The organism is Streptomyces sp. NPDC051218 (assembly GCF_044455475.1).
In the GTDB taxonomy this organism is placed as follows: Bacteria; Actinomycetota; Actinomycetes; order Streptomycetales; family Streptomycetaceae; genus Streptomyces.
Genome location: NZ_JBITEU010000010.1, coordinates 165,433 through 188,309, shown reverse-complemented (window position 1 = coordinate 188,309; position 22,877 = coordinate 165,433). Strand labels below are relative to the sequence as shown.

26 protein-coding genes are annotated in these 22,877 nt (G+C 70.0%); 15 read left to right on the top strand and 11 right to left on the bottom strand.

The window, feature by feature from the left end; all coding sequences use genetic code 11:
• Positions 1-122: 122 nt before the first annotated feature.
• The gene (locus ACIBCK_RS28865; RefSeq protein ID WP_160507162.1) at positions 123-383 is read right to left on the bottom strand and encodes a UBP-type zinc finger domain-containing protein; all 261 of its coding nucleotides are present in this window, start codon (positions 381-383) and stop codon (positions 123-125) included.
• Positions 384-429: 46 nt separating this feature from the next.
• Here ACIBCK_RS28865 and ACIBCK_RS28860 point away from each other — a divergent pair, with 46 nt between their 5' ends.
• Positions 430-2,028 carry a Na+/H+ antiporter gene (locus ACIBCK_RS28860; protein WP_399394913.1) on the top strand — a complete coding sequence of 533 codons (1,599 nt, stop codon included), beginning with the start codon at positions 430-432 and terminating at the stop codon, positions 2,026-2,028.
• Here ACIBCK_RS28860 and ACIBCK_RS28855 read toward each other — a convergent pair.
• The 3 genes from ACIBCK_RS28855 to ACIBCK_RS28845 all read right to left on the bottom strand — a co-directional run bounded on the left by ACIBCK_RS28855 (position 2,007) and on the right by ACIBCK_RS28845 (position 3,988).
• Positions 2,007-2,945: a 1-aminocyclopropane-1-carboxylate deaminase/D-cysteine desulfhydrase gene (locus ACIBCK_RS28855; RefSeq protein WP_399394911.1), complete on the bottom strand. Its 939-nt coding sequence runs from the start codon at positions 2,943-2,945 to the stop codon at positions 2,007-2,009. The genes ACIBCK_RS28860 and ACIBCK_RS28855 overlap by 22 nt on opposite strands.
• 66 nt (positions 2,946-3,011) lie before the next feature.
• Positions 3,012-3,602 carry an N-acetylmuramoyl-L-alanine amidase gene (locus ACIBCK_RS28850; protein WP_399394909.1) on the bottom strand — a complete coding sequence of 197 codons (591 nt, stop codon included), beginning with the start codon at positions 3,600-3,602 and terminating at the stop codon, positions 3,012-3,014.
• Between the two features lie 137 nt (positions 3,603-3,739).
• Positions 3,740-3,988, bottom strand: a complete 249-nt coding sequence (locus tag ACIBCK_RS28845) for a hypothetical protein (RefSeq protein WP_367044902.1) — start codon at positions 3,986-3,988, stop codon at positions 3,740-3,742.
• A gap of 243 nt (positions 3,989-4,231) precedes the next feature.
• Here ACIBCK_RS28845 and ACIBCK_RS28840 point away from each other — a divergent pair, with 243 nt between their 5' ends.
• The 6 genes from ACIBCK_RS28840 to ACIBCK_RS28815 all read left to right on the top strand — a co-directional run bounded on the left by ACIBCK_RS28840 (position 4,232) and on the right by ACIBCK_RS28815 (position 10,020).
• Entirely contained in the window at positions 4,232-5,638 is a 1,407-nt protein-coding gene (locus ACIBCK_RS28840) for a family 2B encapsulin nanocompartment shell protein (protein WP_399394907.1), read from the top strand.
• Between the two features lie 117 nt (positions 5,639-5,755).
• Entirely contained in the window at positions 5,756-6,814 is a 1,059-nt protein-coding gene (locus ACIBCK_RS28835) for a family 2 encapsulin nanocompartment cargo protein polyprenyl transferase (protein ID WP_399395316.1), read from the top strand.
• 210 nt (positions 6,815-7,024) lie between these two features.
• Positions 7,025-7,660: a GNAT family N-acetyltransferase gene (locus ACIBCK_RS28830; RefSeq protein ID WP_399394905.1), complete on the top strand. Its 636-nt coding sequence runs from the start codon at positions 7,025-7,027 to the stop codon at positions 7,658-7,660.
• Between the two features lie 116 nt (positions 7,661-7,776).
• Positions 7,777-8,160: a hypothetical protein gene (locus tag ACIBCK_RS28825; protein ID WP_399394903.1), complete on the top strand. Its 384-nt coding sequence runs from the start codon at positions 7,777-7,779 to the stop codon at positions 8,158-8,160.
• A gap of 496 nt (positions 8,161-8,656) precedes the next feature.
• Positions 8,657-8,842, top strand: a complete 186-nt coding sequence (locus ACIBCK_RS28820) for a hypothetical protein (RefSeq protein WP_399394901.1) — start codon at positions 8,657-8,659, stop codon at positions 8,840-8,842.
• Positions 8,839-10,020: an HAD-IA family hydrolase gene (locus tag ACIBCK_RS28815; RefSeq protein WP_399394899.1), complete on the top strand. Its 1,182-nt coding sequence runs from the start codon at positions 8,839-8,841 to the stop codon at positions 10,018-10,020. Before ACIBCK_RS28820 ends, ACIBCK_RS28815 begins: the two co-directional genes overlap by 4 nt.
• 26 nt (positions 10,021-10,046) lie before the next feature.
• Here the strand turns inward: ACIBCK_RS28815 and ACIBCK_RS28810 are convergent, their stop codons facing one another.
• Together ACIBCK_RS28810 and ACIBCK_RS28805 are read right to left on the bottom strand one after the other, a co-directional pair.
• On the bottom strand, positions 10,047-10,514 hold the full coding sequence (locus tag ACIBCK_RS28810; RefSeq protein ID WP_399394897.1) for a pyridoxamine 5'-phosphate oxidase family protein: 468 nt from the start codon (positions 10,512-10,514) through the stop codon (positions 10,047-10,049).
• A gap of 246 nt (positions 10,515-10,760) precedes the next feature.
• Positions 10,761-12,782, bottom strand: a complete 2,022-nt coding sequence (locus ACIBCK_RS28805; RefSeq protein WP_399394895.1) for a GTP-binding protein — start codon at positions 12,780-12,782, stop codon at positions 10,761-10,763.
• A gap of 173 nt (positions 12,783-12,955) precedes the next feature.
• Between ACIBCK_RS28805 and ACIBCK_RS28800 the strand changes: the two genes are divergently transcribed.
• Together ACIBCK_RS28800 and ACIBCK_RS28795 are read left to right on the top strand one after the other, a co-directional pair.
• Positions 12,956-13,606, top strand: a complete 651-nt coding sequence (locus tag ACIBCK_RS28800; protein ID WP_399394894.1) for a LysE family translocator — start codon at positions 12,956-12,958, stop codon at positions 13,604-13,606.
• Between the two features lie 32 nt (positions 13,607-13,638).
• A complete protein-coding gene (locus ACIBCK_RS28795; protein WP_399394892.1) occupies positions 13,639-13,932 on the top strand; it encodes a DUF3303 family protein in 294 nt (97 codons plus the stop codon).
• Positions 13,933-14,006: 74 nt separating this feature from the next.
• On the opposite strand, the gene sodN is transcribed toward ACIBCK_RS28795, so the two are convergent.
• Positions 14,007-14,402, bottom strand: a complete 396-nt coding sequence (sodN, locus tag ACIBCK_RS28790; RefSeq protein WP_190081992.1) for a superoxide dismutase, Ni — start codon at positions 14,400-14,402, stop codon at positions 14,007-14,009.
• Between the two features lie 144 nt (positions 14,403-14,546).
• Between sodN and sodX the strand changes: the two genes are divergently transcribed.
• Entirely contained in the window at positions 14,547-14,987 is a 441-nt protein-coding gene (gene sodX / locus ACIBCK_RS28785; RefSeq protein WP_399394890.1) for a nickel-type superoxide dismutase maturation protease, read from the top strand.
• Here sodX and ACIBCK_RS28780 read toward each other — a convergent pair.
• On the bottom strand, positions 14,891-15,520 hold the full coding sequence (locus ACIBCK_RS28780) for a CGNR zinc finger domain-containing protein (protein WP_399394888.1): 630 nt from the start codon (positions 15,518-15,520) through the stop codon (positions 14,891-14,893). The genes sodX and ACIBCK_RS28780 overlap by 97 nt on opposite strands.
• A 104-nt stretch (positions 15,521-15,624) precedes the next feature.
• On the opposite strand from ACIBCK_RS28780, the gene ACIBCK_RS28775 reads away from it, so the two are divergent.
• Positions 15,625-16,386 (top strand): class I SAM-dependent methyltransferase, encoded by a 762-nt coding sequence (locus tag ACIBCK_RS28775; protein WP_399394886.1) that lies wholly within the window; start codon positions 15,625-15,627, stop codon positions 16,384-16,386.
• Positions 16,387-16,445: 59 nt separating this feature from the next.
• Here the strand turns inward: ACIBCK_RS28775 and ACIBCK_RS28770 are convergent, their stop codons facing one another.
• From ACIBCK_RS28770 to ACIBCK_RS28760, 3 genes are read right to left on the bottom strand one after another with little or no spacing between them, the layout of a single operon-like run.
• Positions 16,446-17,207 carry an amino acid ABC transporter ATP-binding protein gene (locus tag ACIBCK_RS28770; protein WP_399394884.1) on the bottom strand — a complete coding sequence of 254 codons (762 nt, stop codon included), beginning with the start codon at positions 17,205-17,207 and terminating at the stop codon, positions 16,446-16,448.
• Positions 17,204-18,142: an amino acid ABC transporter permease gene (locus ACIBCK_RS28765; protein WP_399394882.1), complete on the bottom strand. Its 939-nt coding sequence runs from the start codon at positions 18,140-18,142 to the stop codon at positions 17,204-17,206. Before ACIBCK_RS28765 ends, ACIBCK_RS28770 begins: the two co-directional genes overlap by 4 nt.
• A 35-nt stretch (positions 18,143-18,177) precedes the next feature.
• Positions 18,178-19,140 (bottom strand): ABC transporter substrate-binding protein, encoded by a 963-nt coding sequence (locus ACIBCK_RS28760; protein ID WP_399394880.1) that lies wholly within the window; start codon positions 19,138-19,140, stop codon positions 18,178-18,180.
• Between the two features lie 539 nt (positions 19,141-19,679).
• Here ACIBCK_RS28760 and ACIBCK_RS28755 point away from each other — a divergent pair.
• From ACIBCK_RS28755 to ACIBCK_RS28740, 4 genes are all read left to right on the top strand, one after another.
• Positions 19,680-20,894 carry an NADP-dependent malic enzyme gene (locus ACIBCK_RS28755; RefSeq protein ID WP_399394878.1) on the top strand — a complete coding sequence of 405 codons (1,215 nt, stop codon included), beginning with the start codon at positions 19,680-19,682 and terminating at the stop codon, positions 20,892-20,894.
• A gap of 128 nt (positions 20,895-21,022) precedes the next feature.
• Positions 21,023-21,988: a zinc-binding dehydrogenase gene (locus ACIBCK_RS28750; protein WP_399394876.1), complete on the top strand. Its 966-nt coding sequence runs from the start codon at positions 21,023-21,025 to the stop codon at positions 21,986-21,988.
• A 55-nt stretch (positions 21,989-22,043) separates the two neighbouring features.
• On the top strand, positions 22,044-22,253 hold the full coding sequence (locus ACIBCK_RS28745; RefSeq protein ID WP_361833496.1) for a helix-turn-helix domain-containing protein: 210 nt from the start codon (positions 22,044-22,046) through the stop codon (positions 22,251-22,253).
• Positions 22,253-22,822 (top strand): Clp protease N-terminal domain-containing protein, encoded by a 570-nt coding sequence (locus tag ACIBCK_RS28740; RefSeq protein WP_399394874.1) that lies wholly within the window; start codon positions 22,253-22,255, stop codon positions 22,820-22,822. The genes ACIBCK_RS28745 and ACIBCK_RS28740 overlap by 1 nt, the downstream gene beginning before the upstream one ends.
• The last annotated feature ends 55 nt before the right edge of the window (positions 22,823-22,877 follow it).

Here is a 22,877-nt window from a genome sequence, read left to right as displayed (position 1 = left end):
CCGTGTCCCGGGGACCCCGCTCCGTTGCTGTCACTCATAGTAAGCCTAAGGGTACGGAGAGTGGCTAGGGGTCTCGCGGTCCCAATTGGAGAGTACGGGCGTCGGGTTGACGTACCCAGGCCTCAGACGATCGAACCGTCCACGAAGCACCAACGCCAGCTCTCGCCGGGTTCGAACGTCCTCATCACCGCGTGCCCGGTGTCCTTGAAGTGTGCCGTCGCGTGCTGGAAGGGCGAGGAGTCGCAGCAGCCCACGTGACCGCAGTCGAGACAGAGCCGCAGTTGCACCGGGTGACTGCCGACCGCGAGGCACTCGGGGCAGGTCTCGCTCAGTGGCGCGGGTTCGGGGTGCGGCAGCGCTGCCACATGCGGGCACTCGTTCATGATTGCCAGGTTACGACGGGAACGCGTATCGCGGAGGGCCTGACCGATGGACGTACTGCCCCTGGTGGCACTGATCGCGGCGAGTGCGGCGGTGGCAGGAGCCGCCCGCTGGACCCCGGTGCCCGCGCCGCTGCTGCTCGTGGCGGTGGGTCTCGTCGCCGCGTACGTGCCCGGGGTGCCGGACTATCACCTGGACCCGCACATCGTGCTGCCGCTGATCCTGCCGCCCCTGCTGCACACCGCGGCCCTGGAGAGCTCGTACCTCGATCTGCGCGCCAACATCAGACCCGTGGCGCTGCTCTCGGTCGGGTACACGCTGTTCGCGACCCTCGCCGTCGGCTATCTCGCCTACCTGCTGATCCCCGATCTGCCGCTGACCGCCGCGCTGGTCCTCGGCGCGGTGATCGCGCCGCCGGACGCGGTGGCGGCCACGGCCATCGCGCGGAAGGTGGGGCTGCCGTCGCGGATCACCACGATCCTGCAGGGCGAGTCGCTGGTGAACGACGCGACCGCGATCACCGCCTACAAGGTCGCCCTGGCGGCGGCGGTCGGCGAGGGCGCGAGCTGGGCGGGCGGGATCAGGGAGTTCCTGGTGGCCGCGGTCGGCGGGGTCGGTGTCGGGCTGATCCTCATGGTGCCGCTCCACTGGCTGCGCCGGCACATGAAGGAGGCGATGCTCCAGAACACCCTCTCCTTGCTCATTCCCTTCGTCGCGTACGCGGCCGCCGAGCAGGTCGGCGCCTCCGGAGTGCTCGCGGTGGTCGTCGTCGCCCTGTTCCTCGGGCACCGCTCCTGGGAGGTCGACTTCGAGACGCGGCTCCAGGAAGCCGCCGTGTGGAAGGTCGTCGCGTTCATCCTGGAGTCGGCGGTCTTCGCGCTCATCGGTCTGCAACTGCCGCTCGTGCTCAAGGGGCTCGGCGAGTACAGCGGCCTCCAGGCGGCCTGGTACGCGCTGGGGGTCTTCTTCTTCGTCGTCCTCGTGCGCTTCGTGTGGTCGTATCCGGCGACCTATCTGCCGCGGCTCCTGTCGACGCGGATCAAGGAGCGGGAGTCCGACCTGGACTGGCGGCGGCCGCTGATCGTCAGCTGGGCCGGGATGCGCGGTGTGGTGTCGCTGGCGATCGCCTTCTCCATCCCGCTCGTCATGGACGACGGGGAGCCGTTCCCCGCGCGGAACCTCGTCCTGTTCCTGACCTTCACCACGGTGATCGGCACGTTGGTCGTGCAGGGGCTCTCGCTGCCGTGGCTGATCGGGGTCCTGAAGCTTCCGGGGCGTGACGCGCAGGCGGAGACGCTCGCGGAGGCGCAGGCGCAGAACGCCGCCTCGCAGGCCGCGGAGCGTCGGGTGGACGAACTCATGCGGGAGGAGCGCAATCGCCTTCCAGAGCCCCTCCAGGACCGTCTGCGCACCGTCCTCGAGCGGCGCCGCAACTCCGTGTGGGAGCGGCTCGGTCAGTCCAACCCGGTGACGGGGGAGTCCGCCGACGACACCTACCGCAGGCTCGCCCGCGAGGCGATCGCCGCGGAGCGGGAGGTGTTCGTGACGATGCGGGACGAACGGCGCATCGACGACGAGATGATGCGGACGCTGCTGCGGAAGCTGGACCTGGAGGAGGCGGCGGCCTACCGGGAGGTCGAGGACTGAGCCGCGGGCGGCGCCGCGTCCGTCGCGGTGATCACGGCCGTGACGTTGCTGCCGGGGGGAAACGCGCCCTCTTCGGAGAGGGCTGTCAGCGCGTACAGGAGCTTGGCCACGTAGACGGGCTCCACGGGGAGGCCGTGGCGGTCCTCGAAGTCGTTTGCGAACGCGGTGAGTTCGGGGGGAGTGCGGGCGTACCCGCCGAAGTGGAAGCGCTCGTCCAGGTGCCAGTTGGTGGTGGGGACGCCGAAGGCCCGCTGTTGCAGCGCCTGTATCTCGGGGCCGAGGAAGCCGCCCTTGAGTACCGGTATGCCGAGCGCGCACTGGTCCGGGGCGAGGCCCGCGGCCATCCCGGCCAGGGTGCCGCCGGTGCCGCAGGCCACGGCCGCCGTGTGGGTGTGACCGCGCAGCTCCTCGCCCAGGGCCGTACAGCCCTGTACGGCCAGGGAGTTGCTGCCCCCTTCGGGGATGACGTACGGATCTTCGGCGCCTGTCGCGTGCAGGAGGGCGGCCAGGATCTTTGGCTCGGTCTTCCTGCGGTACGTCGCCCGGTCGATGAAGTGCAGGCGCATTCCGTCGGCCGCGCAGTGCGCGAGCGACGGGTTCAGGGGGCGGCCCGCGAGTTCGTCGCCGCGGACCACGCCGATGGTCTCCATGCCGAGGAGGCGGCCCGCAGCGGCGGTCGCCCTGAGGTGGTTGGAGTAGGCGCCGCCGAAGGTCAGCAGGGCCTTGTGCCCCGCCGCGACGGCGGCGTCCAGGTTCAGGAAGAGCTTGCGGTACTTGTTGCCCGGGAGGTCCGGGTGAATCAGGTCGTCCCGCTTGAGTGTGAGAGTGACGCCGTGCCGCGCGAACCGGTCGTCCTGGAGCTCCTGCAGCGGGGACGGGAGTCGGGGGCGCGGGGTGGTCGGCGGGGTGGTGCTCACCCCGCCATTCTGCCCGGCACCGTGCGGACGGGCACGGTCACGGTCGGCCCGCCCGGGGCGCTTGCCCTACTTGAGGCGCTCCTCGACGCGCTCCCGCATGGCGTTCATGGTGAAGCCCTTGGGGTCGATCTTGCCCGGCTGCCATTCGAGGTGGCCGATCACCGACCGGTGGGTCCAGCCGTGGTGGCGGCAGATGGCCGCCGAGACCCTCTCGATGGCCTCCAGCTGCGCGTCGGGCCACGGATCCTCGCCGTCGCCGAGGTTCTCGCACTCGAAGCCGTAGAAGTGGCGGTTTCCGTCGGTGTTCGCCTCGTTGTCCGGCGGGAGCGCCTTCTCGGCGATGACCGCGCGCAGGACGTCGTCATCGCCGAGGCCCGCGTGGTTGGCGCGGCCGTACCCGACGAGGTGGACGCGGCCGTCCTTGGTGATCACGCCGTGGCAGAGCGGGCCCGGCAGTGACGGGTGCCCGTCACGGCAGAGCTCCACCGTCCGCTCGCTGCCCGACGTGACCGTGTGGTGGATCATCACGCCGTGCACGGGCCCCCACGGCCCCTTGTGGTTGCGGTTGTGGTGCGGCCAGTCGCCGACTTCGACGACCGTCACACCTTCGTCCTTGAGCACGTCCAGGAACTTGCCCGCGGACATGGGTGGGGCCATGGCCGACTCCTTTGCGGAGCACGACGGCCGCCTGCCGCGGACCGTCTTGTACGCCCGCTTTTACCGGAACCACGGTGCCCGGACCAGCCGTTGGGAAGGATTCCGTTGCTGTTCGGGCACCGTGCGAGCCGATTTGGTCAGCCGCGGTGGTCGCCGCTGTGCAGGAACGCGTCGCCGTTCGTCGCGATGTGGGCCTCCACCGCCTGCAGGGCCTGCTGCGTGGCCACGGGGGTTCCCGTGCCGTGCTGCTGTGCGTAATACGCGGCGCCCAGCTTCTTCAGCAGGTCGCTGCCCGTGCGCTGCGCCTGGACCTCGTCGATCTTCTGCTTGCCCTGATTGAGTCCGCGCTGCGCCTGTTCCTTGGCGCGATCCAGGAAGCCTGCCATTGCCGTCTCCTACGGGGGTGCGGAGTGGTGCATATCGGTACGAACAGTATCGGCCGTTGTGTCCTGTTCAACGGATGCACGGATCTTGGAGTTCCCCGTCCCTGAGAACCCCGTTCCTGGTACGCGGGTGAGTGCCCCGTTCTCGCCCGATCCATTCCCGCTCGTTTGTGTAATGGCGCCGACACGCACCGTGCTGGAAGGGTTGTCGTCGCAGATCAGCGCTTGATCGGGAGGGCATAGCCAATGTCGGTAGGCGAAGAGGTCCGTGCGGAACAGTCCGAGCAGCAACAGAGCTTGGGTACGTCGGCCGCGCGGAATCTGGCCACCACCACCAAGTCCGCGCCGCAGATGCAGGAGATCAGCTCCCGCTGGCTCCTGCGGACGCTGCCGTGGGTGCAGGTGCAGGGCGGTACGTATCGAGTGAACCGGAGGTTGAGTTACTCGGTCGGCGACGGCCGTGTGACGTTCGTGAAGACCGGGGACCGGGTCCAGGTCATCCCGGCGGAGCTCGGCGAACTGCCGACCCTGCGGGACTACGAGGACGTCGAGGTCCTGGGGGAGCTGGCCCAGCGCTGCCAGCAGCGGGAGTTCGAGGCCGGCTCGGTCATCACCTCCTTCGGCAGCCAGGCCGACGAGGTGTACCTGCTCGCGCACGGCAGGGTCGAGAAGATCGGCACCGGGCCCTACGGGGACGACACGGTCCTCGGGACGCTCGCCGACGGTGCCTACTTCGGCGAGCAGGCACTGCTCGACCCGGAGGCCATCTGGGAGTACACGACGCGCGCGGTGACCGCGTGCACCGTGCTCACCCTGCCGCGCCAGGACCTGGAGCAGGTCGCCGAGCGCACGGAATCGCTGCGCGAGCACCTGCGGCGGTTGCGCTCCATTCCGGCCCAGCGGACCAACAAGTTCGGCGAATCGCCCATCGACCTCTCCGCGGGGCACATCGGCGAGGCCGTGCTGCCGGGCACGTTCGTCGACTACGAGTCGGCGCCGCGTGAGTACGAACTGAGCGTCGCCCAGACCGTTCTGCGCGTCCACACGCGCGTGGCCGACCTCTACAACCAGCCGATGAACCAGACCGAGCAGCAGTTGCGGCTCACGGTCGAGGCGCTCAAGGAGCGCCAGGAGCACGAGCTGATCAACAACCGCGAGTTCGGGCTGCTCAACAACTGTGAGTACGAGCAGCGGCTGCAGCCCCACGAGGGCGTACCGAGCCCGGACGACATGGACGAACTGCTCAGCCGCAGGCGGGGGTCGAAGCTCTTCCTGGCCCACCCGCGCGCGATCTCCGCTTTCGGCCGCGAGCTCAACAAACGCGGGCTCGTGCCGGAGACGATCGACGTGGGAGGCAACCGCATTCCCACCTGGCGCGGGGTGCCGATCTACCCGTGCAACAAGATCCCGGTCACCGAGGCCCGCACCACCTCGATCATCTGTATGCGTACGGGCGAGGAGGAGCAGGGCGTCGTCGGCCTGCACCAGGTCGGCCTTCCGGACGAGATCGAGCCGAGCCTGTCCGTGCGCTTCATGGGGATCAGCGAGCAGGCGATCATCTCGTACCTCGTGTCGACCTACTACTCCGCGGCGGTCCTGGTGCCCGACGCGCTGGGCGTGCTGGAGAACGTCGAGATCGGCCGCTGGCGATGAGGCCGTGTCTGTGGGCGCGCCGCCGGGTACACCCCATCCGTACGCGCCCGCAGGCCCAGGAAACGCCACCGTCCGCATCCTTCCCGGGGTGAGTCCATGACGGACACGACTACGGACATGACCACGGACACGACGGAGCCGGAGGACCAGGCGGGGCACGAATCGTCCGAAGCGGCGGAGATCCTGGCGTCGGCGCGGGCGTGCGTCGACCCGGAGCTGCGCCGGGCGATCGAGTCCCTGCCCGGAGTGATGCGCCGCATCGCGCTCTACCACTTCGGCTGGGAACACGCGGACGGCACACCGGCGGCCGGGCACGCGGGCAAGGCGATCAGGCCCGCGCTCGTGCTCGCCGCGGTGGGCGCCCTCGGCGGGGACCAGGCCCTGGCCGTCCGGGCCGCGGCGGCGGTGGAGCTGACCCACAACTTCACCCTGCTGCACGACGATGTCATCGACCGCGACACCACCCGCAGGCACCGGCCCACCGCATGGACCGTGTTCGGTGAACCCGACGCGATCCTGGCCGGTGACGCGCTCCAGGCGCTGGCGCAGCGGCTGCTCGCCGAGGACCCGCACCCCGGGGCCCCGGCGGCGGCCGCCCGGCTCGCCTCCTGTGTGGTGGAGCTCTGCGCGGGCCAGCAGGCGGACGGCGCCTTCGAGCGGCGCGGGCCCGACGAGGTCACGCTCGACGAATGCCTCGCGATGGCCGAGGCCAAGACGGGGGCGCTGCTCGGTTGCGCCTGCGCGGTCGGGGCGCTGTACGCGGGGGCGGGGCGGAGCGAGGTGGATGCGCTCGACGGGTTCGGCCGTGAGGCGGGGCTCGCCTTCCAGCTCATCGACGACGTGATCGGCATCTGGGGTGATCCGGGGCACACGGGCAAGCCGGCCCGCGCCGACCTCGCCGCCCGCAAGAAGTCCCTGCCGGTGGTCGCGGCGCTGGCCTCCGGCACCCCGGCAGGCGCCGAACTGGCCGAGCTGTACGGACACCCGTCGGCCGACGGCGACCTGGACCGCATGGCGCAGGCCGTCGAGACGGCGGGCGGCAGGGACTGGGCGCTGCTGCACGCGGGCGACCGGATGTCCCGCGCGATCAACCAGCTGGCCGGCGCGGTGCCGGTGCCGGAGGCGGCGGGCAGCCTGTTGGCGCTCGCGGAGTTCGTGACGCGGCGCACGCACTGAATGAACGTACGGAAACGCACGGAACGCACGGGGAGGAGACGAAAGGAACCGAGAGGAACTGAGGGGAGACGAGCCCCGCACCCCGCCGGGATCCGGTCAGGGTGCGGGGCTCGCCCGCGTGTGGGGGCCCGATCGCCTAGGCTGCGACCGAAGCAACCGGTGGGGAAGTAAGCGCAGTTGAGCGCGGGCGAGGGGCGAAGGGGCGGGGCTGTGGGCGTAATCATCCGGAGGGCCGGGGAGAGCGACAGAGCGGACGTGGTCCGGCTGCTCGACGTGGCGTTCCAGAACGATCCGGTGAGCAGCTGGGTCTTCCCCGGCGAGGAGTACCGCCGCCGCAGGCACGGCGCTCTGATGGAGGCCTTCTACGACCTGGCGCTGAGTCAGGGCTACGTGGACGTCGCGGAGGACGGCTCGGCCGTGGCGCTGTGGTGGTCCGTGCCCGCGGGCGCAGACGCGGGCGAGGGCGGGGAAGAGGGGCCCGCGCAGCTGCGTGCGGCCATCGACCCGGACAACGCGCGGATCGAGGAGATCGGCAGGCTGACCGACGAGGCGCACCCGACCGACCGGCCCCACCAGTATCTGCACATGGTCGGCGTGAGCCCGGAGCGGCAGGGCGAGGGGCTCGGCTCCGCGCTGATCGGTGCCGTGCTCGAACGCTGCGACAGGGAAGGGCTGCACGCCTATCTGGAGGCGAGCAGCAGCCGCAGCCGCGCGCTGTACACACGGCTCGGATTCCATTTCACCGGAAAGGCCATAGACCTGCCGGACGGCCCGCACCTGTGGCCGATGTGGCGGGAGCCCCGGCCTTACGGCACGGACGGTGGCGACACCGACCGTTTCGCATGAAGCCGTGCGCTGCGTGGAGCTGCTCGGCGTCTCGGCGTTTCGGGTGACGGGGGATTCCGCCAAGGTCCCGTCTCGCCGGGCTATCCGGCCGGGTCGACCCGCCCTACCCTGAACGCATGGGCAGCGATGGGAGCCCGTCCGGCCCCCGCCCGCGGAGCGAGCCGGTGTGCGCGAGCTGCGGACGGCCTGTCGGCACGGCCATCAGACGACGCAAGTTGCGCGGGGTGTACGTCCCTGTGTGGGGCCCCGGTCCCTGCCACAACCCGCGGTGTGACGCGTGCGTCGACGCACGCGAAGCAGCCGACGCCGAGACGGGGCCGGACTCGCTCCGGCCGATCGAGCTGCCGCAGGGCCCCGGGCCGATCGCCGTGGACACCGCCGCGGTGCAGGCGCGGGCTCAACTGGCCGACCGGGTGCGGGTATTCGTCGCCGAAGCGCAGCAGCTCGGCCTCTCGGCCGACGAGGTGCGCTCCCTCGTGGACACCGCCCTGCGGGCGTGAAGCGGGCGCCTCGGCGAGAGGTGATGCGGGCGCTCGGCGGGTGCTCGGCGGGAAGTGATGCGGGCGTTGGGTGAGATGTGATGCGGGCGCTCGGCGGGTAGTGATGTGGGCGCTGGGCGGGTAGTGATGTGGGCGCTGGGCGGGAAGTGATGTGGGCGCTGGGTGAGATGTGATGCGGGTGCTAGGCGGGTAGTGATGCGGCCGCCGGGCGAGATGTGATGCGGGTGCTAGGCGGGTAGTGATGCGGGTGCTCGGCGGAGAGGTGATGCGGGTGTTCGGCGGAGAGGTGATGCGGGTGTTCGGCGGGAAGTGACGCGAGGGCTGGGCTGGTAGTGATGCGGGCGCCGGGCGAGAAGTGACGCGGGTACTAGGCGAGAAGTACAGCGTGCGCAGGGCGAGAAGTGATCCGGGTGCTGGGCGAGAAGTGAGGCGGGCGCTCGGCGGGAAGTGAAGCGGGTATTGGGCGAGCAGTGGCGGGCATCTGCATCATGGGCTCATGGACATGACCGCGCTGGATCACCTTCCGTCGGCCTTCGGCGGTGAGCGGCTGCTCGCGCTCGCCGACGGCCATCACGCCCGCACCGCAGGGCTCTTGGGTGCCGGCGAGGCCAGCGGGCGCCCCGGGAAGGCGGAACGGCTCACCGCGTGGGGCCGGGACGTCGTAGAGGGGGCCACGCGATGACGTACGACAGCCCCATCGCGCACGAAGGCGCAGCGGCGCACGGCGGCTCCCGCCCCCGGAACGGCGAAGCACCCCCCGTCCGGACCGGCGGCGCCCGCGTCCGGCGTGCCCGGCCCGCCGACCTGCCCCGCATCGTGGAGCTCGTCGCCGAGCATGCCGCGTACGAGAAGGGCGCCCCGCCTGCCCCCGGGCTCGACCGGCGGCTCGGCGAACTGCTCTTCGGGGTGCCCGACCCGCGGCTGCGCTGTCTGGTGGCCGAGTTGCCCGGTGGCGGCGAGGTCGTCGGTTACGCGACGTGTGCGCCGGAGATCTCCACCTGGGACGGCGCCGAGTACCTCCATATGGACTGCCTCTTCCTGCGTGACGGCCACCGGGGACTCGGCCTCGGCGAGCTGCTGACGGACGCGGTGGCGGCCGAGGCCCGTGCCCTTGGCCTCACCGAGGTCCAGTGGCAGACGCCCGCGTGGAACGAGGGCGCCATCCGCTTCTACGGCCGGATCGGCGCCGAGGCCAAGGAGAAGCTGCGCTTCGGCTGGCAGCTGCGGCAGCCCTCGCCGCAACCCCCGCTGCCGTTCGACGCCGTGCTCTGCGATCTCGACGGCGTGATCCGCTTCTACGACATGTCGCAGATGGAGGAGATGGAACGCGCCGCCGGTCTGCCCCACGGCAGCACCGCCGAGTTCGCCTTCGCGCCAGAGACCGACCTGCCGCTGATGCTCGGGCGTATCGGCAAGAAGGAGTGGGTGGAGGCCATCGCGCACGGCCTCGCGGACCGGGTGCCCTACGAGCGCGGGCACGCCCTGGGTGCCGCGCTCGCCGAGGCCGGTTTCTCCGCCGACCCCACGGTGGTGGACCTGCTGAGGCGGGCCCGCGCGCACCTGCACGTGGCGCTCGTGACGAACGCGACCCCCTGGCTCGACCAGGACCTCGCCGAACTCGGCATCGCCGACCTCGCGCACACCGTGGTCAGCAGCGCCGACGTCGGCATCGTGAAGCCCGACCGCCGGATCTACGAGATCGCCGTGGAGCGTACGGGGGTCCCCGCCGCGCGCTGCCTGTTCGTGGACGACCGCAAGGAGAACGTGGACGCGGCCGTCGCGCTCGGCATGACCGGGCTGCACTACACGGGACCCGACGACCTCAGGGAGGCGCTGGCCCCGGTGCTCGGCCGGCCCTGACCCGACCCGCCCTGAGCGCCGCCGGGCTACCGCACCGTCCACCGCCCGCCCAGCATCAGCTCCCTGCCCTCCAGCTCGTCGGCCTCGCGCCAGGCCTGGAGCCGCTGGGGGGTGATGCGGAAGTAGGTGTAGACGGTGGTGAGCTTGCTGGGGTCGAAGCCCGTCTTCTCGGCGAAGGCGTCCCGGTCCTCAGGGGTCAACTCGTCCTCGCCCAGGGCCCGTACGGCCCCCTCGATGAGGACGACGTCGCGGGTCGGCCCGAGACCGACCCGCGCCCTGCCGGTGGCCCGGAGGTTGCGTCCGGTGACGCTGGCGTCGGGGGTGGCCACCAGCAGGCTCTCGCCGTCCCAGAGGAAGGACAGCGGGATGAGGTACGGGGTCCCGCTCTCCGCGTCGGCCGTGGCCACCCAGGCGTCGATGTCGTGGACGAGACGGTGCAGCGCGTCCTGCTTGCGCCGCTCGGGAGTTCGGGGCCCCGGCGTCTGCGTGTTCATTACTTCTTACCTCCAAGTGCCCTGGCACGGTGCGTCACTTGTACGACGTACCGCGACGAGGAAATGTGACAGCTGGGTCAGCTGGATCAGATGGATCAGAACAAGTCAGCGGTGGGCCGAGCGTCGAGGGTGACGAGGCGCCGGCGGCCCGCTTCGAAGACCACCGGCCGCATCTGAAGGCAGTCGCCTGCCGCAGCTCGGACTTGCCCGCGTTCCGGCGCTGACCCGTACCAAGGCCCCCTCGCTCTAGCGCCGGACACCGGCCACCTCCCGCAGGTACTCCTTGCGGCAGAGCGGGTTGCGGTCGGTCCGCGGCCGGTCCGGGGCCTCGCCCCGGACCGGCTGGTACCGCTCGAAGGCCGACTCCAGCTCGCCCTCGCCACGCGTCAGCGAGGGCAGCAGCTGCTCCAGCTCGTGGACGCGGGCCGCCGGGATCTCGCCCTCGACCACGTACGAGGCGCCGCGCGCCGTCTGGGTGTGCGGGACCGCCCGCAGCCGTGAGAGCGCGGGCAGGAGCTGCCCGAACACGTCGTCCGGGACACTGAGCCGAAAGCGGTGCAGCGGCTCGTGCACCTCGGTGCCCGCCCGCCGCAGCGCGCTCAGCAGGACCAGCGGGGTCAGCTGCCGGAAGTCGCCGGCCGTGCTCGACATGCTCTTGTCGAAGGTGCCGTGCGCGTGGCTCTGCCGGGGCCAGTACCCGCAGTGCGTCATGGTGACGGCACAGTCGTCGACCTCCCACCCGTGGACGCCCTGGTGCAGGGCCTCGCGCACGCTCTCCTCGACGGCACGGAAGAACGCGTACGGCATCGAACCGAGCTCCACCTCCAGGCGGAACTCCACGCCGGAGCCCGGCAGGCCGGGCTCGACGCGCAGGCCGACGGTGGCCAGGAAGGGGTTGTCGTCCTTGTCGATGATCTCGAAGGCGGAGCCGCTGCCGCTCACGCGTTCCACGCAGATGGTCGTGGTCTCCCGGAACGCCACGTCGATGCCGTACTCGTCGAGGAGCGTCGCCTGGATGACCTCCTTCTGGACCTCGCCGTAGAGCGACACGTACACCTCTTGGCGGAGATCGTCCTGCCGCAAGTTGATCAGCGGGTCCTGCTCGGCGAGCTGGGCGAGCGCGAGATGCAGCGCCCCCTTGTCGCCGGGGCGGGCGGGGACGACGACGGTCTCCAGGGTGGGTGGCGAGAAGAAGCGCTGCCCGTCCCCGCCCCTCTTCGCGTGCGGTACGCCGATGACGTCACCGATCCGGATGTCGCCGAGCCCCCACAACTTCCCGATCTGCCCTGCGGACACGCCCTCGCGCGAGGTGGCCGATCCGCGGTCGAAGACGCTCACCGCGGTGACCTTGCCCTCGCGCCCGCCGCCGAACGGCAACCGGTCCCGGGTGCGGATCGTCCCCGCGAACATTCGTACGTAGGCGATCTTCTCCCCGGCGTCCCCGCGCTCGACCTTGAAGACGGTGCCGGAGACCGGATCGTCGGCCCGCAGAAATCCGTCAGCGGAGGGGAGCAACTCCCGGATGCCCGCCATGAGTTCGGTGACGCCCGCGCCGGTGGCGGCCGAGCCGAGGAACACCGGGTGCACGAGGGCCCGCTTGGTCTGCGTGGCGAGTTCGGCGCGGAGCCGCCCGTAGGAGAGAGCCGCCGAGTCGTCGACGTAGGCGGCGAGCAGCTCGTCGTCGTGCGCGGCGAGTACGTCGACGAGGCGGGCGGTGAAGAAGGGGTCGCGGTCACCGAAGGGCACGAAGGTCCCGTCGCGGCCCCCCAGGCCGTGGGCAGCCCCCATGGGCACGATGTCCGGCACCAGCCGCTCCGAGATGTCCCGCAGCAGGTCCTCGTGGCGCGCGCCGCGCCGGTCGATCTTGTTCACGAAGACGAGCGTGGGAATGCGGAGGCGCCGCAGCGTCCGCATGAGCACGCGGGTCTGCGCCTGCACGCCTTCGACCGCGGAGACGACGAGTACGGCGCCGTCGAGCACACTCAGCACCCGTTCCACCTCGGCGATGAAGTCAGGGTGCCCGGGGGTGTCGATGAGGTTCACGGTGACGTCGTCGACGGCGAAGGAGACGACGGCGGACTTGATCGTGATGCCGCGCTGCCGCTCCAGGGCCAGGGAATCGGTCTGGGTGCTGCCCGCATCGACGCGACCGATCTCGTCGATGACACCGGCGGCGTGCAGAAGCCGCTCGGTCAGGCTGGTCTTACCGGCGTCAACATGCGCCAGGATGCCCAAGTTCAGGGTGTTGCACGTGCTCGACGTATGCACTGGGTGTCATGTCCTCTGGGTCGGTGGCGATTCCCTTCTGGCTGGACATGAACAAACGGCGCATTGCGTCTCCTTGACGGGTCGGGTGTTCGGCAAGTGCAACAGGGGCGACGTGCGGCGGCAACCGATTTATCGGGAGGCGCGACACAGCGGCGGGCCACTAGCCTCCCGCCATGCTCACCGCCGTACTCGCGTTCGCGGGCGTCGCCGCGATCATCAACATCACGCCGGGCCTGGACACACTCCTGGTCCTGCGCACCTCCATGGCGCACGGCAGGGACGGCGGTCTCGCCGCCGCGCTGGGCATCCTCACCGGCTGTCTGGCCTGGGGCGTGGCGACGGCCATCGGCCTGACGGCAGTCCTCACGGCGTCCCGTTTCGCGTACGACGCCCTGCGCATCGGGGGCGCCCTGTACCTGGCGTGGCTGGGGGGAACGGCACTGTGGCGCTCGCGCCACCGGGTACGGGAGCCGGCCCCGGAGCGGGAGGAAAAGACGCGGGCCGAGTCGCCCGCTCCCCGGGACCGCTGGGCGGCCTTCCGCGCAGGGCTCGCCACGAACCTGCTCAACCCCAAGGCCGGGCTCTTCTACATGAGCCTGCTTCCGCAGTTCATCCCGGAAGGCGCCCCCGTGTTCAGCGCGACGCTGCTGCTCACAGCGGTCGACCTGGTCGAACTCGCGCTCTGGTACTGGATCGTCACCTACGCGGCATCAGCGCTGGGCGAGCGCATCCGCCGTCCGTCGTTCCGGCGCCGTCTCGAGCAGTTCAGCGGGGTGGCGTTCCTCGGCTTCGCCGCGAACCTGGCGCTGCACGACCGGGCCTGATGCGGGACCCTGGAAGGGAGGAAGTGAGTGCCATGAGAGTCATGCTCAGAGCGCGTCTGGACACCCAGGTCACGAACGAGGCGTACCGGAACGGCACGCTGCCGAAGCTCATCCAGTCGGTGACGGAACAGCTCAAGCCGGAGGCGGCGTACTTCGGTCCGTCCGACGGCGGCAGGACCGCCACCTTCGTCTTCGACATGCAGGACAGTTCGGAGATCCCGGCCGTCGCCGAGCCGTTCCTCCTGGAACTCGGCGCGGAGATCGAGATCCACCCGGTGATGAACGCGGAGGACCTGCGCAAAGGCCTTGCGGCACAGCAGGGCTGATCAGGGGGCGGAACGCCGAAAGCACCCGGCTCCGCGCGGATGCCGGGTGCTTTCAGCTGACGTGACGCGAAGGCTCAGGCCTTCTTCGTCTCCCAGAAGATCTTGTCGATCTGGGCGATGTAGTCCAGCGCCTTCTGGCCCGTGGCCGGGTCCGACGAGCCCTTGGCGGCCGAGAGGGCCTTGAGGGTGTCGTTGACCAGCTGGTGCAGCTCCGGGTACTTCTCGAAGTGCGGGGGCTTGAAGTAGTCGCTCCAGAGCACCGACACGTGGTGCTTGGCGAGCTCCGCGCGCTGCTCCTTGATGCCGATGGCGCGCGTCTGGAACTGCGCGTCGTCGTTGCCGGCCATCTTCTCCTGGACGGCCTTGACCGACTCGGCCTCGATGCGGGCCTGGGCCGGGTCGTACACGCCGCAGGGGAGGTCGCAGTGGGCGCTGACCTTTACCTTGGGGGCAAACAGGCGGGAAAGCATGCAGCGGTCCTTCCTCGTGATCGTCTTCTCAGGTGGGACATTACTCCGTGAGAGACGGGTTTTCGCGAGTGCCCCCATGGGCTTAGGACAAAAGTCCAGGGTCAGACTGGGACTCGTGGAGGATAGGACCGGGGAGGTGCGGTGATGCCGGAGCTGTCGCAGGGGAGCGAACGCAGAAGGGCCATCCTGCCGTTGGGCGCGGCCGAGGTGACCGGCCCTTCGATGGTGCCCACGCTCTACCACGGGGACCGCCTGGTGGTGCAGTGGGGCGCGCGGGTCCGAGCGGGTGACGTGGTGGTGCTCCGCCATCCGTTCCAGCAGGACCTGTTGGTCGTCAAGCGCGCCGCCGAGCGGCGCGAGGGCGGCTGGTGGGTACTCGGGGACAACACGTACGCGGGAGGGGACAGCACGGACTACGGCACGGTGCCCGAGGAACTCGTCCTGGGGAAGGTGTGGTTCCGCTACCGCCCGCCCCCGTCGAGGTCCGGTCAGCGCTCGCCGTTCAGCTTGCTGCGCTGGGCCGTTTCGGCCGCGCGGCCCGTGCTCGCCGACCGCTCCGTCTCCAGGCGCTTGCGGGCGCGGTAGGCGGCGACATTGGCGCGGGTCGCGCAGCGGTCCGAGCAGTAGCGTCGGGAGCGGTTCGTCGACGTGTCCAGATAGGCGTTGCGGCACGGCGCTGCCTCGCACAGGCCCAGGCGGTCGACCCCGTGCTCGGTGAGGTGGAAGGCGAGGCCCATCGCGGCGATCGCCGCGTACCCGGACGTCGCGTTCGACGGGTGGTCCGCGAGGTGCATGTGCCACAACGGGTTGCCGTTGTCGTCGCGGTGGTCGTGGCCCGAGATCTGCGGGCTGACCGGGAACTCCATGAGCAGTGAGTTCAGCAGGTCGACCGCGAGGGTCTCGTCCCCGCCGTCGGCCGCCTCGAAGACCCCCCGCAGCCTGGCCCGCACCGAACGGAAGCGGGTGACGTCGGAGTCCGTGGCGCGACGTGCCGCCTGCGCATTGCCTCCGAACAGCTCACGGACCGCGTCGACCGACGTCAGCGTGTCCTTGTTGCGACCCGGCTCCTCGCTGTTGACCAGACGTACGGCGTAGTCCGAGTAATAGGCCAGTTCCACTTGTAGTCCTTACCGGGGCGGGCTATCTTCGTCAGGTGCGTGAGTAACAGTTGCGCGCGCTTCTAGGGTATTACGAGAGCGTATTACGTACGGGAGGGCTTCTCATGACGGAAACGGTGGCCAAGGCCGACTGGCGTGCCTGGCAGGACAGCTGGGACCGGCAGCAGGAGTGGTATCTGCCGGACCGCGAGGAGCGGTTCCGGGTCATGCTGGACATGGTCGAGGCCGTCGTCGGCACCGAGCCACGCGTCCTCGACCTCGCGTGCGGTACGGGGAGTATTACGGACCGGCTGCTCAAGAGGTTCCCGAACGCGGTCAGTACGGGCGTCGACCTCGACCCCGCGCTCCTGGCCATCGCCGAGGGCACCTTCGCCGGGGACGACCGCGTCACGTTCGTGACCGCGGACCTCAAGGACCCCGAGTGGACGGCCCAGCTCCCGTACGACGCGTACGACGCCGTGCTCACCGCCACCGCCCTGCACTGGCTGCACAGCGAGCCCCTCACCACCCTCTACGGGCAGATCGCGGGCGTCGTGCGCGACGGCGGCGTCTTCATGAACGCCGACCACATGCCCGACCCGGCGACGCCCCGCCTGAACGACGCCGACCGGGCCCAGCGGCACGCCCGGATGGAAGCGGCCAAGGCCGAGGGCGCCGTGGACTGGCGGGAGTGGTGGCAGCTGGCCGCCGCGGACCCGGTACTCGCCGGGCCCACCGCCAAGCGCTTCGAGATCTACGGCGAGCACGCGGACGGCGACACCCCCTCGCCCGAGTGGCACGCGCGCACGCTGCGCGACGCGGGCTTCGGCGAGGCGCGGACGGTGTGGTCCTCGCCTTCGGATGCGATGGTGCTCGGACTCAAGTAGCGGGTATGCAAAGGGCGGTACGGATCCGGGATCCGTACCGCCCTCTGCGTGATCAGGAGTTACAGCACCTTGGAGAGGAACGACTGCGTCCGCTCGTGCTGCGGGTTCGTCAGGACCTCCCGCGGGTGGCCGGACTCGACCACGACGCCCTCGTCCATGAAGACGAGGCTGTCGCCGACCTCGCGCGCGAAGCCCATCTCGTGCGTGACGACGATCATCGTCATGCCGGACTCCGCGAGGTCGCGCATGACGTCGAGGACGTCGCCGACGAGCTCCGGGTCGAGCGCCGACGTCGGCTCGTCGAACAGCATCAGCTTCGGTTCCATCGCGAGCGCGCGGGCGATGGCCACGCGCTGCTGCTGGCCGCCCGAGAGCTGCGAGGGGTAGTTCTTCGCCTTGTCGGCGAGGCCCACCCGCTCCAGGAGCTGCCCGGCACGCTCCCTGGCCGCCGCCTTCGATTCGCCCTTGACCTGGACCGGCGCCTCCATGACGTTCTCGAGAGACGTCATGTGCGGGAAGAGGTTGAAGCGCTGGAAGACCATGCCGATGTCCCGGCGCTTGAGGGCGACTTCGCTGTCCTTGAGCTCGTACAGCTTGTCCCCCTTCTGCCGGTAGCCGACCAGCTCGCCGTCGACGTAGAGCCGCCCGGCGTTGATCTTCTCCAGGTGGTTGATGCAGCGCAGGAACGTCGACTTGCCGGAGCCGGACGGGCCGATGAGGCAGAAGACCTCGCCCGACTTGACCTCCAGGTCGATGCCCTTGAGCACTTCGACGCTGCCGAAGGACTTGTGGACGCCTTCGGACTTCACCATGGCGGTCATGCGGTGCCTCCCCGCGGGCTGTTCAGGGACAGCATGTTGGCCTTGATCTTCTGCCACGGCGTGTCCGGCAGGGCGCGCGACGAACCGCGGGCGTAGTAACGCTCCAGGTAGTACTGACCGACGCTGAGGATCGACGTCATGATCAGGTACCAGGTGGCGGCGAGCAGCAGCGCCTCGACCACCGCGCCGGACGAGGTACCGATGTCCTGGGCGTACCGCAGGAGCTCGAAGTACTGGACCGCGGCGACCAGCGCGGTCGTCTTGAGCATGTTGATGACCTCGTTGCCCGTCGGCGGCACGATCACGCGCATCGCCTGCGGCAGCACGACCCGGCGCAGCGTCTTGCCGTGGCTCATGCCGAGCGCGTGGGACGCCTCGGTCTGTCCGTCGTCGACCGAGAGCAGTCCGGCGCGGCAGATCTCCGCCATGTACGCGGCCTCGTTGAGCCCCAGGCCGAGCAGCGCCGTCAGGAACGGCGTCATGAAGTCCGACCACTCGTCCTTGTAGACGGGGCCGAGGTTCACGTACTCGAAGACGAAGCCGAGGTTGAACCAGATGAAGAGCTGGACCAGAACCGGCGTACCCCGGAAGAACCAGATGTAGAACCAGGCGATCGACGAGGTCACCGGGTTCTTCGACAGGCGCATCACCGAGAGCAGGATGCCGCCGACCACGCCGATGAGCATGGAGAGGAACGTCAGGAGCAGAGTCTCCCGGACGCCCTTGAGGATGCGGTCGTCGAAGAAGTTCTCCGGAATCGCGTTCCAGTTGATGTCGCCCTGCGCGAACGCGGCGACGATGGCCGCGAGCGCGCCGATGGCGATGACCGCGGAGACGTACCGGCCGTAGTGCCGGACCGGGATGGCCTTGATGGCCTCAGGGTGGGAGGACGGGGGTGTGTCCTCCGGGCCCTTCTTGGTGATGTCGGTTGTCACGGGGGTGGCCTTTCAGCGGCGGGACGGTTACGCGGTCACTTGCCGCCGTTGATCTTGGCTTCCTCGACTGCGCCGTCCTCGACGCCCCACTTCGAGATGATCTTTCCGTACTCGCCGTTCTTGATGATCGCGTCGAGCGCGGCCTTGATCGCGTCGCGCAGCTCGGAGTTCTTCTTGGAGATCGCGATGCCGTACGGAGCGGCCTCGACCTGCTCGCCGACCAGCTCGAAGTCCTTGCCGCCGCCGGAGGTCTTCACCGCGTACGCCGCGACCGGGAAGTCCGACGAGCCCGCGTCCGCGCCGCCGGAGCGCAGCCGGGTCTGGGCCTGCTGGTCGTTGTCGAAGGACTCGATGGCGATGTCCTTGCCGCCCTTGCACTTCTTCGCCTCGGCCTTGGCCAGGTCGTGCGAGACGGTGCCGCGCTGCAGGACGATCTTCTTGCCGCAGAGGTCGGCCCAGGTCTTGATGCCCTGGTCGTCGCCCTTCTTGGTGTAGATCGAGACGCCCGCCGTGAAGTAGTCCACGAAGTCGACGCCGTCGCCGAGCTTCTTGCCGGTCTCCTCGTCGACGCCTTCCTGGCGGTTCTTGGTGTCGGTCATCGCCGACATCGCGAGGTCGTAGCGCTTGGAGCGCAGACCGCCGATCAGGGTGTCGAAGGTGCCGTTGGCGAACTCGAACTTCACGCCGAGCTGCTTGCCCAGTGCCTCGCCCAGGTCGGGGTCGATGCCGACGGTCTTGCCCGACTTGTCCTTGAACTCGACGGGCGGGTACGCGATGTCCGAACCGACCTTGATGACACCGGCGTCCCGGATGTCCTTGGGGAGCTTGTCGGCGAGCGGGGCGTTGCTCACCTTCTCGCCGCCCTCGTCCTTGCTCTTGGTCTGGTCACCGCAGCCGGTCAGCAGCAGCGCGCCGGCGACCGCGATCGCGCCGACCGTGGCCATCCGGGACTTCGCGGACTTACCGGCGGTGGTACGACAAACGGAGCGTGCGGTCATGAGGGTCCTCCGGCGGACGAGGGAGTTGCCGAGCGGTCGTGCACACACCTTCGGGTGTCGCGACCTCGTGTGATGACGGCATCTTGCCATTCGGACCGTCCGATTCTGGGTGCCGGAGATGTCAAAATCGGATAACGGGTGAGCGCGGTATCCGGGCAGGCCGGGACATCAGGGCCGTACCGACCGGGAACGAAGTATCGCCATCTGAGATCTTCCGTGAATCTCGGGTGAATCTCGCGATGTGGACCCGCGGCGGAGCCTCCCCGGGAAATTCGGGCATGGCCCTTCACCCGTTCTTGTTGGACCACTACAACGGCCACGGGCGCCTCACGTAGCCAATCTCACTCGCCCGTGCCGAGCACCGTCAGGTAGAAAGGTGCGTTACACCCCTCATCCGGGGCCCAGGGCGCGTGTGCGGCGCGCCCGCGTGTCTGTACCTCCCTCCGCCGACAGGCGGGGAACAGACGCGGTGCCCGCCCACTTCTCAACCAGGAGTGGACACCCTCAACTGATGATTTAAGACTTAAGGGGTAAGACAAGTGGCAGCGGAGATCGTCAATCCTCGCAGCGACAGCAGTACGGGTCACGAAGGCGCTGAAGAGCCCTTCGATCCGGCGTTCGCGCTGCACCGTGGCGGCAAGATGGCCGTGCAGGCCACCGTGCCCGTGCGGGACAAGGACGACCTGTCCCTGGCGTACACGCCCGGCGTCGCGAAAGTGTGCACCGCGATCGCCGAGCAGCCGGAGCTGGTGAACGACTACACATGGAAGTCGAACGTCGTGGCCGTGGTCACCGACGGCACGGCCGTGCTCGGCCTCGGAGACATCGGTCCCGAGGCCTCCCTCCCCGTGATGGAGGGCAAGGCGATCTTGTTCAAGCAGTTCGGCGGCGTGGACGCGGTGCCGATCGCGCTCGCGACGACGGACGCGGACGAGATCGTCGAGACCGTGGTGCGCATGGCACCGTCCTTCGGCGGTGTGAACCTCGAGGACATCTCGGCGCCGCGCTGCTTCGAGATCGAGCGCAAGCTCCAGGAGCGGCTCGACATTCCGGTCTTCCACGACGACCAGCACGGCACGGCGGTCGTGACGCTCGCCGCGCTGCGGAACGCGGCACGGCTCACCGGGCGCACGCTCGGTGAGCTGCGTGCCGTGATCTCCGGCGCCGGTGCGGCCGGTGTCGCCATCGCCAAGTTCCTGCTCGAGGCGGGCCTCGGCGATGTGGCGGTCGCGGACCGCAAGGGCGTCGTGAGCCTGGACCGGGACGACCTCACCCCGGTCAAGCGTGAGCTCGCGGAGATCACCAACAAGGCGGGGCTCAGCGGTTCGCTGGAGAGCGCCCTCGCGGGTGCGGACGTGTTCATCGGCGTCTCGGGCGGCACCGTCCCCGAGCCCGCGGTCGCCTCCATGGCGCCGAACTCGTTCGTGTTCGCCATGGCCAACCCGAACCCCGAGGTGCACCCCGACATCGCCCACAAGTACGCGGCTGTCGTCGCGACCGGGCGCTCGGACTACCCGAACCAGATCAACAACGTGCTCGCCTTCCCCGGCATCTTCGCGGGCGCGCTGCAGGTGCGGGCTTCGCGGATCACCGAGACGATGAAGATCGCCGCTGCGGAGGCGCTGGCCGGCGTGGTGGGCGACGAGCTCTCCGCCGACTACGTGATCCCCTCGCCGTTCGACGAGCGGGTCGCCCCGGCGGTCACCGCGGCCGTTGCGGCGGCCGCTCGGGCCGAGGGCGTGGCGCGACGCTGATCGGTGCCTCCACGGCGTGACCGCGCCCCCGTTTCGTACGCCCCCTTCGCGTACGAGGCGGGGGCGCGGCGCGTGTCACAGTCGTGCGTGGTTACGCCCGGGTAGGCCCGCGGCCTATCGTCTGCCCCATGTTCGCTGCCTACGCCGCCCGCATCGACCGTGACCAGCCGCTCAGCGGCCTTGAGTTGGGGGAGCGTCCCGCCCCCGAGGCCAGGCCCGGCTGGTCGACCGTGAACGTCCGGGCCGCCTCCCTCAACCACCATGACCTGTGGTCCCTGCGCGGGGTCGGCCTCCCTGAGGGGAGGCTGCCGATGATCCTCGGCTGTGACGCCGCGGGGATCGACGAGCACGGCAACGAGGTCGTCCTGCACTCCGTCATCGGCCAGAGCGGGTACGGGGTCGACGTGGGCGAAGGCCGGTCGATCCTGACCGAGAAGTACCAGGGGACGTTCGCCGAGCAGGTGTCCGTCCCCACGTGGAACGTGCTGCCGAAGCCGAAGGAACTGTCGTTCGCCGAGGCGGCCTGCCTGCCGACCGCGTGGCTCACCGCGTACCGCATGCTGTTCACCAATGCCGGTGTGCGCCCCGGGGATTCGGTCCTCGTGCAGGGCGCGGGCGGCGGTGTCGCGACGGCCGCGATCGTGCTCGGCAAGGCGGCGGGGCTCCGCGTCTTCGCCACGAGCCGCGACGAGGCCAAGCGGAAGCGGGCCCTGGAGCTGGGCGCGGTGGAGGCCGTCGAGTCCGGGGCGCGGCTGCCGGAGCGGGTGGACGCCGTCATCGAGACGGTGGGGGCGGCGACGTGGTCGCACTCCGTCAAGTCCCTCAAGCCGGGCGGCACTCTGGTGATCTCGGGCGCGACCAGCGGTGACCGGCCCTCGCACGCGGAGCTGACCCGGGTCTTCTTCCTGGAGCTGAAGATCGTCGGTTCGACGATGGGGTCCAAGGACGAACTGGAGGACCTGCTGTCCTTCTGCGCGGCCACGGGGGTGCGCCCCGTGATCGACGAGGTGCTGCCGCTCGACCGGGCGCGTGAGGGCTTCGAGCGCGTGGAGTCCGGCGACGTGTTCGGGAAGATCGTGCTCGAAGTCGGGTGACCTGGAGCGTCAACTTTGATTGACATCCGCCTCTTGTCAACGTAAGTTGACATGCATGACCGAAGCTACGGATCTCGCCGAGCGTGCGGGTGACCGTGACCCACGCGTCGGACTGCGGGCCGTCTCCGCGCTGCGGAGGCTGGTGGAGCAGTTGGAGGCCGTGCAGGTGCGCAGTGCGCGCCGGCAGGGCTGGTCGTGGCAGGGGATCGCCGCGGAGCTCGGAGTGAGCAGGCAGGCCGTGCACAAGAAGTACGGGAGGCAGTGATGTTCGAGCGGTTCACGAAGGACGCCCGCGCCGTGGTCAAAGGCGCGGTCGAGCATGCCGATGGCGAGGGCGCGGCCTCCGTCGACGACGGGCACATGCTCCTCGCGCTGCTCGACCGCGAGGCCAGCCGGGCGTCCTTCGCCCTGGCCTCGCTCGGCGCCGTGCGCCGCCGGGAGTCGATCGAGGGCGCGCTGGGCGAGGCGCGGCGCCGCGGGGGTCTCTCGCAGGCCGACGCGGCGGCGCTGGCCGAACTCGGCATCGACGTGTCCGAGATCGTCTCCCGGGTCGAGGAGACCCACGGGGTGGGCGCGTTGGCGGGCGGCCGCGGGGCCGGGCGCCCGGGGCGGGGCCGGGGCTGGAGCGGGCATCTGCCGTTCACCCGCGAGGCCAAGGACACCCTGGAGAAGTCCCTGCGCATCGCCACCGCGCGCCGGGACCGGCACATCGGTGACGAGCACATCCTGTTCGCCCTGACCGTCCGCCCCGGCCCTGTCAGCGAGGTCCTCGCGGACCATGGCGTGACCCATGCGTCGGTGGAGCGGGTGCTGTACGGCGAGGGCGCCGCGTAGGCATAGGCCGCAGGCCGACGGGGCTGCCGGGGCTGCCGGCCTGGGCGGCTTGCGT